Origin of the sequence: Muricauda sp. MAR_2010_75 (assembly GCF_000745185.1) — a bacterium.
In the GTDB taxonomy this organism is placed as follows: Bacteria; Bacteroidota; Bacteroidia; order Flavobacteriales; family Flavobacteriaceae; genus Flagellimonas.
In genome coordinates, this window is sequence record NZ_JQNJ01000001.1 from 2,060,358 (window position 1) to 2,075,546 (window position 15,189).

A 15,189-nucleotide genomic window follows, 5' to 3' on the forward strand; every position below is an offset into this window, starting at 1 on the left:
CGTTAAAAAAGATCGTCTAAAATATCTGAATCTACAAGATAAGGCAAAGTTACCTTTAAATTGGGGGAGCGTTCCATTTCTCGTTCAATGGCAAAGCGGGCTCCTTTGTTTCGTGCCCAGCTTCTTCGGGAAATGCCGTTGTTCACATCAAAAAATAGCATTTTCTTCAATCGATTAGAGGCTTCTTTTGAACCATCGAGCACCATACCAAACCCTCCGTTGATTACTTCTCCCCAGCCAACGCCTCCACCATTGTGGATGGAAACCCAAGTGGCTCCTCTAAAACTATCACCAATCACATTTTGAATAGCCATATCGGCGGTGAACTTACTGCCATCGTAAATGTTGCTGGTTTCTCGAAAAGGAGAATCTGTTCCACTTACATCATGATGATCACGCCCCAACACTACGGGAGCACTGATTTCTCCCTTGGCAATGGCCGTGTTGAAAGCTTCGGCAATTTTGCTACGGCCCTCGGCATCGGCATAAAGGATTCGAGCTTGGGAACCTACTACCAATTTGTTCTGGTCCGCTTCCGAAATCCATTTGATATTGTCCTGCATCTGTTGTTGGATTTCTTCCGGAGCTTCGGATTTTATCTTTTTCATCACCTCAAGGGCAATGGCATCTGTTTTTTGAAGGTCTTTTGGGTCGCCTGAAGTACAGACCCATCTAAATGGGCCAAAACCATAATCAAAACACATAGGTCCCAAAATATCCTGCACATAGGACGGATACCTGAAATCGATATTATTTTCGGCCATCACATCGCCACCCGCACGGGAGACTTCCAACAAAAAGGCATTGCCATAATCAAAAAAATAGGTGCCCTTTGCGGTGTGCTTGTTGATGGCGTTGATTTGTCTTTGGAGTGATTCCTGTACTTTTTCTTTAAAGGCTTCGGGATTTTCCACCATCAAGATATTGGATTCTTCAAAGGAAAGTCCAACGGGATAATAACCTCCTGCCCAAGGATTGTGTAACGAGGTTTGGTCGGATCCCAAATGAATAAAAATATCCTCTTCGTAAAAGCGTTCCCAAACATCCACCACATTGCCGATGTACGCCAAGGAAACTACTTCTTTGTTTTCAACAGCCTCTTTGGTGCGAACGACCAGTAGGTCCAAATCCACCAAAAGTTCATCCACCCAACCTTGGTTGTGGCGTTTTTTGGCCGCTTCGGAGTTGACTTCTGCACAGATAGTAATGCCCCCTGCGATATTTCCGGCCTTGGGTTGGGCACCGCTCATGCCTCCCAATCCAGCAGTTAAAAAAATCTTGCCTTCCGGGGATTCGTCTTTGTCCAAAACTTTTCTGAAAGCATTCATTACTGTAATGGCAGTTCCATGAACAATTCCCTGCGGACCAATGTACATGTAGGAACCTGCCGTCATTTGTCCGTATTGTGTCACACCAAGCGCATTGAAGCGTTCCCAATCATCAGGTTTGGAATAGTTGGGAATCATCATGCCGTTGGTGACGACAACTCTTGGTGCTTCTTTGGAGGATGGAAACAGTCCCATTGGGTGACCTGAATACATGTTCAAGGTCTGCTCATCGGTCATTTCCGCCAAATATTTTAGGGTGAGCAGGTACTGCGCCCAATTTTGAAATACTGCGCCATTGCCCCCGTAGGTAATGAGTTCCTCGGGATGTTGTGCCACGGCAGGGTCCAAATTATTTTGGATCATGAGCATGATGGCCGCCGCTTGATGTGTTTTTGCAGGATATTCCGAAATGGGTCGTGCATACATCTCATAATCGGGCTTAAACCGATGCATGTAGATACGACCATAGGTTTTTAGCTCCTCTGCAAATTCCGGGGCGAGTTCTTGGTGCCAAGCCTCGGGAAAATAACGCAGTGCATTCTGTACGGCCAATTTTTTCTCTTCTTTGGAGAGGATATCCTTTCGTTTTGGAGCTGGATTGCCATTTTTTGGGTAACCTTTTTTGGGAGGAAGGTGCTCAGGGATTCCTTGTAGTATCTGTTGCTGAAATTCAGTCATGATGCAATGTTTTAATGAATGGGCATTCCTTTTTTCCAAACTTCGCTTGGCTTTAGTTGCCCTTGATGGTAGGTGATTTCTTGATAGCTATCCGTTGGAAAAACCACAAAGTCTGCTTGCGCTCCTTCTTCCAATTTTCCTCGGTCTGTCAAACGCAAAGCCGCTGCGGCTCTGGAAGTGATACCTGCCAAGACTTCGGTATTGGACAGTTTCTCAAAAGTTCCCAAAATACTGGCTTGGGTCAATAGGTCGCCCATGGGAGCGGACCCTGGATTGTGGTCGCTGGCAATGGACAATGCGCCACCGGCGTCCAAAATTTTGCGGGCAGGAGTATAGGCACAACCTAAACCGATGGATGCCCCAGGCAATGCAGTGGCAATGGTGTTGCTCTTGGCCAGCAATTGAATTTCTTTTTCGGTGCTGGCTTCCAAATGGTCGGCACTTACCGCATCAAAATCCACCGCTACTTGACTGCCGCCCGTGGTGAATTGGTCGGCGTGTACGGTGATGTCGAAACCCATTTCCTTTGCTTTTTGAAAATACGGTTTGATTTCCACCGGGGAAAAGGCACTTTCTTCCACAAAGGCATCCACGCGATTGGTCAGGTTTTCGGTTTTGATAATTGGGAACAATTCATTTATGACTACATCCAAATAATCCTTGTCGTGATTCCAATCTTTGGGTTTCATGTGGGCCGCCAAACAAGTTGACACCAAAGTTGCATTTGTGGTTTCGTTGGCCTGTTTGATGGCGCGTAGCATTTTCAATTCTTCATCCACAGAAAGGCCATAACCACTTTTTACTTCGATGGTGGTAATACCATTTCTAAGATGTTTTTTACTTCTGGAGATAATTCCCTCAACCAATTCTTCTTGTGATGCCTTTCGGGTCTGGGTCACCGTATCCCAAATGCCTCCACCGGCTTTGGCAATCTCCAAATAGGTTTTTCCAGCATTTCGGTAGGCGTAATCGCGGGCACGGGTTCCTCCAAAACAAATATGGGTATGGGAGTCCACAAAGCCAGGTAGGCAAACATGGTTTCCTTCGATATGGTGAATGTCGACATTGTCAGATTTCAACTCATCAAAAACACCGACTTTGAGAATTTTTCCTTCGGAAACCAAAATGCCCCCATTTTCAACGATGCTAAGTTGCTCATCTTTGAGCGCTCCTTTTAAGGGGAGTCCTGTCATTGGGAGTAATTGCGTAAAAGGCCCTATTAGTAGTGGTCTGTTCATGTTAATATGTTTCAAATTCATCAAGGTGTGGGGTGTTCCACTTCAATTGTTTTTCATCCATTACACGGTCTACCAAATCAATGATTTCCCCGTTTTGAATGATTTCGATTCCTTTTTCGATATCATCTGCAAATACTCGGTCGTTCTCGGCAAAAGCAACCTTGGTTCTGAGGAATGTATGGATTTCATCTAACACAATACCTGATTTTAAGGGTTTTCTGTACTCGAAAGCTTGCGCTGAGGTCAATAGTTCAATCGCAAGGATTTTCTCTACATTCCCAATAATGTTGAGTGCCTTTCTACCACTGATGGACCCCATGCTCACATGGTCTTCCTGTCCCAACGAAGTGGGAATGCTATCGGCACTAGCTGGGAAACACAAACTTTTGTTTTCACTGGCTAAAGCGGCCGAAGTATACTGTAAAATCATATAGCCCGAATTGATGCCCGTATCGTTCATCAACAATTTGGGAACACCCGGACTGTTGCCTTCGAGGGCCAGATAGATGCGTCGGTCGGAGATGTTTCCGATTTCCGAAGCGGCCAAAGCAGCATAATCCAAGGCCATGGCCAAGGGTTGTCCGTGGAAATTTCCACCGCTGATGGTCAATTCATCGTTTATGATAACAGGGTTGTCCGTAACCGAATTGAGTTCGATTTCCAATAATTCTTTTAGGTGTAGCCAAGCATTGCGAGATGCTCCGTGCACTTGTGGCATACAGCGCAGCGAGTAGGGGTCCTGAACCCGTTCGCAATCGATATGATCTTCCAAAATTTCAGAACCTTGAAGGAGTGTTCGGATTCTGCCGGCCACATGTTGGTTGCCCTTAAAGGGACGTAGTTCGTGCAATTCTTCAAAAAAGGGCTTCATGGAGCCTTGTAGTCCTTCGAGCATCATAGCACCGATGATATCCGCATGGCGCAGGCAATACTGTAATTTGTGAACCACCATCACGCCATGGGCGGCGATAAATTGAGTTCCATTGATTAATGCTAGCCCTTCCTTCGGGCCCAATTCCAACGGTTTTAATCCTTTTTGTTTAAAAAGTTCTTGCGTCGGGATAGTCTTACCTCGATATGCTACTTTCCCTAAACCTATTAAGGGTAAAAATAGATGGGAAAGCGGAGCCAAATCCCCAGAAGCTCCTACTGAACCTTGGGAAGGAACCACGGGAACGGCATCGTTATCCAAATGCCAAAGCATGCGTTGCAAAGTGGTTTCAGCAATTCCGGAAAATCCCTTTGCCAAGGCATGGATTTTAAGAATCAACATGATTTTAGCCAATTCGTTGGAAATAGGTTCGCCCACGCCTACACTATGGCTCTGTAATATGTTGGATTGTAGAATTTTGGTGTCCGCTTTGGAAATTTTGGTGTTGCACAAAGGACCAAAACCAGTGTTGATTCCATACACCGTATCGCCTTTTTCCACAATGTGCTGAACACGTTGGGAACTCGCATTGACTTTTTTAAGGCATTCATCGGAGAAAACCCCTTTTATGGTGTCATGGGCCAAACCTAAAGCTATGCTTGCGGTTAAATGGTCTTCGCCAAAATGAAATGTTCGGTCTATCGCCATGTGTTTTTCTTTTGAATAAAATTACGAGTTAGGTTTAATAATTACCAATACTTATTTTTGTAACAATCAATAAGTATGAATTATCAGATAGAGCTTAGACATTTCATCTATTTTTTGGCGGTGGCCGAAGAACTGCACTATAGAAAAGCCGCCGAAAAGTTGTTCATTTCTCAACCCGGTTTGAGTACACAAATCAAACAGATGGAAGAAATATTGGGCACCCAACTTTTTGTGAGGGACAAGAAAAAGGTGAGCTTGACTCCTGCAGGGGAGTTTTTAAAAAAGGAGGTGGAGTTTATACTGAACCATCTGGAGCAGACTAAAAAACAAGTAAAACTGATTGGAGAAGGACAATTGGGGGAGGTTCGTATTGGCTTTTTGGGTTCGGCCATGCAAAATGTAGTGCCGAATTTATTGTTGGGACTGAAGGAAAAGTTTCCAACAGTCCATACCACCTTGGAGGAGCTGTCCAATCGAGCGCAAATCAATGCGATTTTGGCGGATCGATTGGATTTGGGCTTTGTACGATTGTCCCGAGTACCCAAAGGATTGGATGTGAGACCTGTTTTTGAGGACACCTTTTCATTGGTGCTGCCTGGAGACCATCCTTTGGATGAAGCCAATTTTAAGAACATCAATCAAGTGGCGGAGGAGGATTTTATCCTTTTTTCCCAAGATTACAGTCCCATGTACTACGATACGGTGCTCAGTATTTGTGAGGATAGTGGATTTGTTCCGAATGTTTCCCATAAATCGGTGCATGCACAGACCATTTTTAAGCTAGTAGAAAATAAGCTGGGGATTGCGATTGTGCCGACGACGCTTCAGCATGGATTTCAGATGAAAGTAAAATTCATCGAAATGAAAAAAATAAAACAACGTGCGGTGTTGAGCATGGTCTGGAAAACGGATAATAGAAATCCTGCGCTTCAAAAATGCATGGACTTGCTTCAGAAATTATGATAGGAACCATTTGGAGCGTAACTTTGGAATTCAACTTAATAGGACATTATGATTTTTGATTTGATCAAGGAACGAAGAAGTATTTTTCCTCCACAATATATTGATAAGCCCATCGCCAAAGAAACTTTGGAAAAGATTTTGGAAGCGGCCAATTTGGCGCCTACCCATAAAAAAACAGAACCATGGCGTTTTAAGGTATTAACTGGGGAGAAGAAACATGAATTGGGGATTTTCCTTTCCAATAAATATGAGGAAACTGACCCAAGTCCAAAACAGATGAAAATCAAAAAACTGCAATTTAATCCATCCAATTCTGGAGCAGTAATCGCCATCTGCATGCAACGCGACCCAAAAGAAAGTTTGCCGGAATGGGAGGAAATTGCTTCTGTAGCCATGGCCGTCCAAAATATGTGGTTGTGCTGCACCGAACTGGGCATTGGCAGTTATTGGTCTTCGCCTGGACTCATAACATATATGGATGAATTCTTCGAATTGAAAGAAGGCGAAAAATGCCTGGGCTTTTTCTATATGGGTTATTTTGATGGTGAGGTTATACCATCTGCAAGAACACCCATTGCTGATAAAGTGGAATGGTTTGACTAACTAAACGTAAATAGGTCGCCCGCGTACTTGATGGTGATGTAAACGTAAAAAATGGCATATAAAGCTGTTACGACAAACTTCATAAAAGTTCCCGTCAAAAAACCTAAAAATGAACCAAAAGCCGCCTTAAGGGCGGTTTCTTTGTTGGCCTTGTTCAACAACTCACCGACCAAGGCCCCAATAAATGGCCAAATGATGATTCCGAATGGACCAAAAACGGGAAAAAATATGGCAACCAATAATCCAACGATGGTACCCCACATGCCCGCTTTGCTACCCCCAAACTTTTTAGTGCCCATGGCTGGAATCACATAATCCAAAACTGTAATGGTGATGGCAATGACAAAGGTGATCGCAAGGACCCACCAGTTGTCGGGTACCGCTTTGGTCAAATAGAGCAACAACAGTCCTACCCAGCTTATGGGCGGACCTGGCAATACAGGCAAAAAACTACCCAGTATGCCAACTAGCATCAGCAGAAATCCCAAAATGAGTAATGCAATGTCCATGGTTGTGTTTTCTTGTTAGACAAATGTAACCGACAATTGTTACAATCAAAATCCAAATAAAACCCTATCCTTAAAAATTACGTAGGTAAATTTGAAACCGATTAATTAAAGGTCGTGAAACCAAATAAAACACATATCAAATCAAAGTTCGTCCGAATTGGATGTACAACAATGTGTTTGTTTTATGTACTCGGACTTTTTAATGGGCTGGTGTTGGAAACCTTGCATGAGGTATCACACATATTTGCCACAAAAACGCATCACCATGGTTTTGCCTCAAATCACGAAGCCATTGATTATTATTCTTCTTTAGAAGCCATGGCCGGCCACTCCCACGAAGCCTTGGAAGCCTTGAAGGAATTGTTGGAAGCGAATCAACCTGATGAACAGGAATCCAAGGATGAAATCAGTTTAAAATTGGACAAACATTTCGTTGAAGAAGGCAAAATTACAACGCAAATTTATACGGTGCCAGTTGTTAACAACCATTGGGCGTACCAAAACTTAACTTCTTTTTGGTGCCAAGGTGTAACCACGCCTCCTCCCGAGCATAGCTGAAAATGGGCTAGGCCGATTTTTGTGAACGGGTTTCAATCTTTTGGAACTGGTCTAGTGCTCCTATTGTTCAGACTTATTTACACAAATTAAATTTTAAAGACAACGACATGAAATATTTTATGGCGGCATTGTCCATGCTGTTCATGGGCACTATTGCTGCGCAAAACATGAGGGGAAAACTGGTGGATGAAGACGGTTCCCCAATAGAGGATGCTGGAATTTTTAACAAGACCAGTGGTCAACATAGCCATACCGATGGAACAGGGCATTTTGTTCTGGATAGGACTTCGGTAAACGACACGATTTACTTTTCCAGATTGGGATATGCAACGCTGACCAGAGTGATGAATGAGACAAATCTACAGAATCCGATTACCATTGTTCTTGAAGAGAGTTCCATTTCTTTAGATCAAGTGGTTTTGGTATCCGAAGTGGATGCTTTGAGCCGAGTGGTGGATGTGGATGTGAAAACCAATCCCGTTAAATCATCACAGGAGATATTAAGAAAAGTCCCCGGCCTGATTATTGGCCAGCACGCTGGTGGGGGAAAGGCCGAGCAGATATTCCTACGAGGTTTCGATGTTGACCACGGAACCGATGTGGCCATCAATGTGGACGGCATGCCCGTGAACATGGTATCGCATGCCCATGGTCAAGGTTACGCAGATCTTCACTTTGTGATTCCAGAAACCATAGAAAATGTAAACTTTGGAAAAGGCCCCTATTATGCAGACCAAGGAAACTTCAATACCGCCGGTTATGTGAATTTAAGGCTGAGAAAAAGCTTGGATAAAAGCATGCTCTCCACCGAAGTAGGACAATTTGGTGCCCGTAGGTTTGTGGGGATGTTCAATGTGATGGATAACCAGAATAGCAATGCTTACTTGGCTTCCGAACTGTATTTAACGGATGGTCCGTTTGATTCGCCGCAGAACTTCAATCGAATCAATATTTTAGGCAGGTACCGCTATGCGTTACCCGGAGATCAGGAACTCTTGTTGACAGCTTCACACTTTTCCAGCAAGTGGGATGCATCGGGGCAAATACCACAACGAGCGGTTGACCAAGGGTTGATCAGTCGTTTTGGCGCTATCGATGACACCGAAGGCGGCCAAACGAGCAGAATCAACTTCGTTTTGAACCATAATAAAAACTTGGATACGGGAAAATCGCTCAATACCATGGCTTTTGTTTCCCATTACGATTTTGAGCTATACTCTAACTTCACTTTTTTCTTGGAAGACCCTTTAAACGGTGATCAAATCAGGCAGTTTGAGGACCGATTGATGGCTGGTGCCAAGACGGTTTTTCAGAACAATTCGGCCAGTTTGGGCGAAATGGGATTCAAGTACCATGGAGGAATCGGTTTTAGGTATGATAATGTGGACGACAACCAATTGTCCCGCACGTTGAATCGTCAGGAATTGTTGGAGCGTTTGGCCTATGGCGATGTGGGTGAGGTAAATGGGTCCGCTTTTGCAGGGGCAGAGTTCAAATCGGGTAAATTTACGTTTGAGCCTACCGTTCGTTTGGACTACTTCAGGTTCGATTACATCAACAAGATGAGCGAGCAGTACGATAGCCGTAGCGAGGAAAAAGTGGCGTTTAGCCCCAAGTTCAATACTATTTATAGTCCAAGCGAGAACACCCAGTTTTTCTTGAAGACAGGTATCGGTTTTCATTCCAACGACACCCGCGTGGTCATAGCAAACGGAGGTGAAGAGATTCTGCCAGCTGCCTACGGAATGGATTTGGGAACCATTATAAAACCAGCGAACAGATTGGTCTTGAATACCACCTTATGGACCTTGTTCTTAGATCAAGAGTTTGTGTACGTTGGCGATGCAGGTATTGTGGAACCCAGTGGAAAAACCAGAAGAATGGGGCTTGAGGTAGGGGCAAGGTACCAACCTTTGGATTGGCTTTACCTATATACCGATGCCAACTACACCCATGCCCGTAGCACCGAGGAGGCCGATGGGGAGGATTATATTCCTTTGGCACCTGATTTCACGATGACGGGTGGAGTGACTTTAGGTGGCGACCAAGGCCTTTCGGGAGGATTGAACTACAGGTATATCGATGACAGACCTGCCAACGAGGACAATTCAATTGTAGCCGAAGGCTATTTTGTGACCGATGCCGCTCTCAACTATAGTGTCAACAACTGGACCTTTGGACTTATCTTGGAAAACCTGTTCAACACGGAATGGAATGAAACCCAATTTGCCACAGAAAGCCGTTTGTTCAACGAACCGAATTCGTTTGAGGAAATTCATTTTACCCCAGGAACACCTTTTTATTTACGAGGAAAGGTTACAATTGCCTTTTAGTGGTTTTTGGTTGTGTTTATTGGTATGGCAAGAGGTTTGAAAATATTTCAGGCCTCTTTGCATTTACCTTTCTTCACTAAAAAATTGTAATTTCAGCCAAATTCTCGGGGCTGTTATGCGGAAGTACATGTTGTTATCCTTATTTGGCTTGCTGGTTTCCTGCGAACTTTTTATGTCAAAGGAAGACAAGACCCAAAAATTGGTCAATGAAGAACTTTTGGCCATAGATTGGAACGATGTGGACCAATATCCCCATTTTGATGGATGCGACGAAACGGCCACCAAACAGGCCCAGCGTGAGTGTTTTCAAAACGTGATGTTGGACTCTTTTTCCAACGCCTTGGACAGCCTGGAATTTCAGGTAAACCAGGATTTAAACGATACTGTATACATTGACTTTGTGATTGATGAACATGGTTTTATTTCTGTGTTGCATGTGGAGGAAAAAACCTCCGTCCTGAATGAGATAGCCGATTTTAACACCAAAGTATCCGAACTACTGAACGACCTTACCACAGTGGCACCGGCCATAAAACGGGGAAATCCGGTGAGCCTCCGGTTTCGGTTACCGCTGGTACTAAACACCAATTAGCGATTTGGCAACAGAGAAAATCATTTTAGGGATAGACCCAGGAACAACCGTTATGGGTTTTGGCATCATAAAGGTGGTCAATAAGCAAATGCACTTTGTGCAGATGAACGAGTTGATGCTCCGAAAATATGAGGACCCCTACACCAAACTTAAACTTATTTTTGAGCGTACACTGGAATTGATTGATACCTACCATCCCGATGAAATCGCCATTGAGGCGCCTTTTTACGGAAAAAATGTGCAATCCATGTTAAAATTGGGCCGGGCACAAGGCGTGGCCATGGCCGCGGGCTTATCTAGGCAGGTGCCGATTACGGAATACATGCCCAAGAAAATCAAGATGGCCATTACCGGAAATGGAAATGCCAGCAAGGAACAAGTGGCCAAAATGCTGCAAAGCCTGCTGAAGCTGAAAACCCTCCCCAAAAATTTGGACAGCACAGACGGACTCGCCGCTGCCGTTTGTCATTTTTATAATGATGGAAAGGTAGAAGTGGGTAAAAGCTATTCGGGTTGGGAAGCTTTTGTTAAACAGAATCCGGATAAACTTCGCTGACCATGTCTGGAGTCTACATTCACGTGCCGTTTTGCAAACAAGCTTGCCATTATTGCGATTTTCATTTTTCCACACAATTGGGAAAAAAGGAGGCCATGGTGGATGCACTTATCAAAGAGATAGAACTACGCAAAGAGGAGCTGCCCAATGAGCTAGTGGAAACCATTTATTTTGGGGGAGGAACGCCATCCATCTTGGAAATTGAAGAGATTGAGCGGCTGATTCAAACAGTGTATGACCATTACAACGTAATTGACCAACCAGAAATCACCTTGGAAGCTAACCCGGATGATTTGGTGTCATCTCGAGCGCAGTCGAGAGTTCTCCTTTCGGAATACAAAAAGACGGGGATTAATCGATTAAGCATTGGAATACAATCGTTTTTTGAAGAAGATCTTCGTTTGATGAACCGGGCGCACAATGCCCACGAAGCCGAAAACTGTATTCGGGAAGCCGCAAAATACTTTGACAATATCTCCATCGATTTGATTTATGGAATACCCGGTCTAGATCATGAACGGTGGAAGTCCAATATCCAAAAAGCGTTGGATTTTAATCTGCCCCATATCTCGAGCTATGCGTTGACCGTAGAACCCAAAACAGCCCTTAAAAAGTTCATTGAAAGAGGCGTGGTCCCCAATGTGGATGACGAACAGGCCCAAGAACAGTTTAATATGCTGATGGATATGCTGGAAGCGAGCGGATTCATCAATTATGAGATTTCCAACTTTGGAAAACCGGGTTTCTTTTCCCAAAACAATACTTCTTATTGGTTGGGGAAAACCTATTTGGGCATTGGCCCATCGGCCCATTCCTTTGATGGCAGCAACCGAAGCTGGAACATTCGGAACAACATTAAATACATCAAATCTATAGAAGCAGACGAACTTCCCAATGAAACCGAAACCTTGACCCAAACAGACCGCTACAACGAGTATGTGATGACCGGTCTCAGAACCATTTGGGGCGTTTCTTTGGAACGGATAGCAGCCGAATTCGGTGCAAAATACGCAAAGTACCTGAACCAACAGTCCCATAAATTTTTGGAGCAGGGTTTACTTTTTCTGGAAGATGGAAAACTGCTCACCACCAAAAAAGGAAAGTTTTTGGCAGATGGCATTGCCAGTGATTTGTTTTTCTTGGAGTAGCGTTGGAGGGTGTGTGCTTATAGTTAAACCAAAATGAGTGTGTAACCCATTTGCTCGAAGCAGGAAGAGTCTCCTATTTTGCATCGACTTTTCAGATGACTCAGCTCGCATATTCATTTTAGTGTCTGTGAGATTTATTTTTTATTTAAATAAACTCTTCCAGACAATAAATAAATCATAACAAGCCAAAGAGCTGCAAATGGACCTATATCCAAAAGGCCTTTTTCGTGTGGATTAATTGGAAAAGTTATTAGATTAAAGACTATTTGCATTGGTTGTAGCACAAATCCAATTAGTCCTACTATCAACCAAATTTTTCCTTCACGTATCATTTGTACGCACAGAAATATCAAACCTATACCTATGAAAAAATCAAAAGCAATATCAGTTGATAATTGTATGTAGTTGAATGCTTGTATCCCATTACTACTTGAACCAGAATTGTTGTAAGCACTTAACCCATGCTGAAGGATTAACATATAAGACATAAATATTCCGCCGAGAAGCGACAATAATCCTCCTACTATTGAAAATATGGACTGTGTGAAAATCTTGCTTAAACCGAATAGTGAAACACCCAGTAATACTCCAATACTAAAACTGTTTAAGTGCCAGAAGAATCCCTTTAAGGGTATAAGTATTGCTAAAAAATAACATCCAATTGATATGATTCCTGTAATAGATGTGAAAAGGGCCCATTGTCGCACTTCATTTTTCATAATTTTAAATTGAATCTAACCACAGAGACATAAATCCGTATTAACGATTTATAACCAACGATGCCTGCCTGTCGACAGATAGGAATAAAATTATGGTTTTTGGAACAAAAAATCAACGCAGTATTAGACCAGCATGCCTTCTAAGTTTATTAAACATGGCTTCCAGTGAATCAAAATTCTTTTAAGCTTTCACTCAAGCCAACAATTAATTGCATTTATCAAATGAATTGATTTAATTACTGTTTTAAGTTACGATTGAATGATAGCCACCATAAAACACAATTCCAGAAACTATAAAATTGATTTGTCCAAACCCCTTGATATCTCCATACCGCTCCAAGATGGAGATAGAGGTGTGAATGCCTGGTACTTGGACCCACCGAAAATCTCCCCCCACAAACAAGATGGTTTTACGGGAAAGGTGACCGAGGGCGCGTCCACCAATTTCAATGATATTTGGTTCAATCCACATAGCCATGTTACGCATACAGAGTGTTTGGGGCATATTACAGAAGCATTTCATTCCGTCAACAAGAAACTAAAGCAGTTCTTCTTTTTGGCTGAGGTCATCACTGTGGCCCCTGAGCAGGAAGGCGAAGACTTTGTCATTTCCGAAAAGCAACTCAAATACGCCTTGGGCAACAAAAAACGGGAAGCAGTTGTCATTCGGACTTTGCCCAATCTCAAGGACAAACGCTCCCACAACTACTCCGATACCAATCCACCGTATTTAATGGAAAAAGCCGCGAAGTACTTGGTGAAAAAAGGGGTGAAACACTTGCTGGTAGATTTGCCTTCGGTGGACAAAGAACGGGATGCAGGTGCACTTCTGTGTCACAATGCCTTTTGGAATAGCAAAGGCAAACCTCGGGAAAAAGCCACGATCACAGAATTTATTTACGTACCCAACAAAGTGGTGGACGGTACCTACTTTTTAGACCTTCAGGTGGCGCCATTCGAAAATGATGCCAGTCCCAGTCGCCCAGTTTTGTATAAAATCCTGGAAAAATGAAAGTAATTCTTAAGCTTGAGGAACTCATGATGTTCGGTTTAGGCATCTACCTGTTCAGTTTAACGCCCTATGCCTGGTGGTGGTTTTTGGTGTTGCTCCTGACGCCTGATATTGGGATGCTTGGCTACCTTTTTGGTAATAAGATCGGGGCATTTTCCTATAATCTGTTCCATCACAAAGGAGTTGCCTTGGTGGTGTACCTCATGGGTATCTACTTTTCAATACCTTTATGCCAACTCCTAGGAATCATCCTGTTTTCGCATTCGGCATTGGATAGAGCCTTGGGTTATGGACTAAAATATGACAAAGGATTTAAGTTTACCCACTTGGGTGAAATAGGTAATCATGGGTGAAATAGTTGATACCATTCTCGGTGTAATATTAGGGGCAATACTCATGTATTGGGTGTACTCCCTGTTCCGTAAAAAGAAGAGCAGAGAAATCACCGAACAGCAATCCACAGTGTTGTTGGACAAGATTCGCAGTGTCTGCAAATTGGTTTCGGTGGAAGGCGATTTTGCTGAAATCTATCATTACGAAAACACTAAGGACAGTTTTATGAGCCTTTTGCGCAGCAAGAAAAAGGCACTGATTGTAGTGAAGGCCAAGGCACATATTGGATATGATCTAGGGAAACTGGATTTATCCGCCGATATCCAGAATAAAAGAATCGTATTGCGTAATTTTCCAGTGCCGGAAGTGTTGTCCATTGAGCCCGACCTTCAGTTTTATGATATCAAGAACGGACTGTTCAACAGCTTTTCACCAAACGACCTCACCAAATTGAATCAGGAGGCCAAGGAACACATCAAACAGAAAATCCCTGAAAGTGGTTTAATGGAAACAGCACGTAAAGAAGCCTTGCAAGCCGTTTTGGTGGTGGAAAAAATTGTGGAGACCATTGGTTGGACCTTGGATTATTCTGCCTTGGAAATTTCAAATCGAGAAAAACAATTTATAGAACAATAAACAAACATGAAAACAAGAATCATTATTCTATTTTTGGTGGGAATAGTTTCCTCCAGTTGTGTACAAATCAAAAATGACATGAAAAACTTTGACGACGCATTTGCGCATACCGTTTATTTCTGGTTCAAAAACCCAGATAGCGAGGCCGACAGGGACAAGTTTGAAGCTTCCCTAAGAAAGTTTCTGGACAATTCGCAATACGCCAAGACCCAATATATTGGAAAACCACCCAAAGCAGTTCGGGATGTAGTGGATGATTCGTTCACTTATGCACTCATCGTGTCATTTGAGTCAGCCGAAGATCAAGCAGCTTACCAAACAGAACCACCGCACCTTGTTTTTATTGAGGAATGTAAAGATCTTTGGGAAAAGGTCATTGTGTACGATTCGCAAGGTATCTAGCC

Annotated in this window: 16 protein-coding genes; 11 read left to right on the forward strand and 5 right to left on the reverse strand. The window is 43.3% G+C overall.

All coding sequences use genetic code 11. The features are described 5' to 3' along the window. Positions 1-2: 2 nt before the first annotated feature. From FG28_RS09195 to hutH, 3 genes are read right to left on the reverse strand one after another with little or no spacing between them, the layout of a single operon-like run. Entirely contained in the window at positions 3-2,006 is a 2,004-nt protein-coding gene (locus FG28_RS09195; protein ID WP_036382204.1) for a urocanate hydratase, read from the reverse strand. A gap of 11 nt (positions 2,007-2,017) precedes the next feature. After that, positions 2,018-3,244: an imidazolonepropionase gene (gene hutI, locus FG28_RS09200; protein ID WP_036386391.1), complete on the reverse strand. Its 1,227-nt coding sequence runs from the start codon at positions 3,242-3,244 to the stop codon at positions 2,018-2,020. A gap of 1 nt (position 3,245) precedes the next feature. Further along, on the reverse strand, positions 3,246-4,823 hold the full coding sequence (gene hutH / locus FG28_RS09205; RefSeq protein ID WP_036382206.1) for a histidine ammonia-lyase: 1,578 nt from the start codon (positions 4,821-4,823) through the stop codon (positions 3,246-3,248). Between the two features lie 75 nt (positions 4,824-4,898). On the opposite strand from hutH, the gene FG28_RS09210 reads away from it, so the two are divergent. Beyond that, a complete protein-coding gene (locus tag FG28_RS09210; RefSeq protein WP_036382207.1) occupies positions 4,899-5,786 on the forward strand; it encodes a LysR family transcriptional regulator in 888 nt (295 codons plus the stop codon). 48 nt (positions 5,787-5,834) lie between these two features. Beyond that, positions 5,835-6,389 (forward strand): nitroreductase, encoded by a 555-nt coding sequence (locus FG28_RS09215; RefSeq protein ID WP_036382209.1) that lies wholly within the window; start codon positions 5,835-5,837, stop codon positions 6,387-6,389. Here FG28_RS09215 and FG28_RS09220 read toward each other — a convergent pair. Further along, positions 6,386-6,898, reverse strand: a complete 513-nt coding sequence (locus FG28_RS09220) for a DUF456 domain-containing protein (RefSeq protein ID WP_036382211.1) — start codon at positions 6,896-6,898, stop codon at positions 6,386-6,388. The genes FG28_RS09215 and FG28_RS09220 overlap by 4 nt on opposite strands. Positions 6,899-7,075: 177 nt before the next feature. Here FG28_RS09220 and FG28_RS09225 point away from each other — a divergent pair, with 177 nt between their 5' ends. The 5 genes from FG28_RS09225 to hemW all read left to right on the forward strand — a co-directional run bounded on the left by FG28_RS09225 (position 7,076) and on the right by hemW (position 12,085). Beyond that, positions 7,076-7,456, forward strand: coding sequence for a hypothetical protein (locus FG28_RS09225; protein ID WP_156102248.1), 381 nt, complete (start codon positions 7,076-7,078; stop codon positions 7,454-7,456). A gap of 107 nt (positions 7,457-7,563) precedes the next feature. Continuing rightward, on the forward strand, positions 7,564-9,789 hold the full coding sequence (locus FG28_RS09230) for a TonB-dependent receptor plug domain-containing protein (protein WP_036382215.1): 2,226 nt from the start codon (positions 7,564-7,566) through the stop codon (positions 9,787-9,789). Positions 9,790-9,904: 115 nt separating this feature from the next. Further along, the gene (locus FG28_RS09235) at positions 9,905-10,381 is read left to right on the forward strand and encodes a hypothetical protein (protein ID WP_036382217.1); all 477 of its coding nucleotides are present in this window, start codon (positions 9,905-9,907) and stop codon (positions 10,379-10,381) included. Between the two features lie 4 nt (positions 10,382-10,385). Next, positions 10,386-10,937, forward strand: a complete 552-nt coding sequence (gene ruvC / locus FG28_RS09240; protein WP_036382218.1) for a crossover junction endodeoxyribonuclease RuvC — start codon at positions 10,386-10,388, stop codon at positions 10,935-10,937. Between the two features lie 2 nt (positions 10,938-10,939). Continuing rightward, complete coding sequence (hemW, locus tag FG28_RS09245) at positions 10,940-12,085, forward strand: radical SAM family heme chaperone HemW (RefSeq protein ID WP_036382219.1); 1,146 nt, start codon at positions 10,940-10,942, stop codon at positions 12,083-12,085. 134 nt (positions 12,086-12,219) lie between these two features. Here hemW and FG28_RS09250 read toward each other — a convergent pair whose 3' ends face one another. Continuing rightward, the gene (locus FG28_RS09250; protein ID WP_036382220.1) at positions 12,220-12,804 is read right to left on the reverse strand and encodes a hypothetical protein; all 585 of its coding nucleotides are present in this window, start codon (positions 12,802-12,804) and stop codon (positions 12,220-12,222) included. A gap of 259 nt (positions 12,805-13,063) precedes the next feature. On the opposite strand from FG28_RS09250, the gene FG28_RS09255 reads away from it, so the two are divergent. The 4 genes from FG28_RS09255 to FG28_RS09270 are packed head-to-tail and all read left to right on the forward strand — an operon-like array spanning position 13,064 to position 15,187. After that, a complete protein-coding gene (locus tag FG28_RS09255) occupies positions 13,064-13,816 on the forward strand; it encodes a cyclase family protein (protein WP_036382221.1) in 753 nt (250 codons plus the stop codon). Next, on the forward strand, positions 13,813-14,169 hold the full coding sequence (locus FG28_RS09260) for a DUF4260 domain-containing protein (RefSeq protein WP_036382222.1): 357 nt from the start codon (positions 13,813-13,815) through the stop codon (positions 14,167-14,169). Before FG28_RS09255 ends, FG28_RS09260 begins: the two co-directional genes overlap by 4 nt. Continuing rightward, positions 14,162-14,785 carry a DUF4230 domain-containing protein gene (locus FG28_RS09265; protein WP_036382224.1) on the forward strand — a complete coding sequence of 208 codons (624 nt, stop codon included), beginning with the start codon at positions 14,162-14,164 and terminating at the stop codon, positions 14,783-14,785. The genes FG28_RS09260 and FG28_RS09265 overlap by 8 nt, the downstream gene beginning before the upstream one ends. Before the next feature lie 6 nt (positions 14,786-14,791). Then, positions 14,792-15,187 (forward strand): Dabb family protein, encoded by a 396-nt coding sequence (locus FG28_RS09270; RefSeq protein WP_036382226.1) that lies wholly within the window; start codon positions 14,792-14,794, stop codon positions 15,185-15,187. The last annotated feature ends 2 nt before the right edge of the window (positions 15,188-15,189 follow it).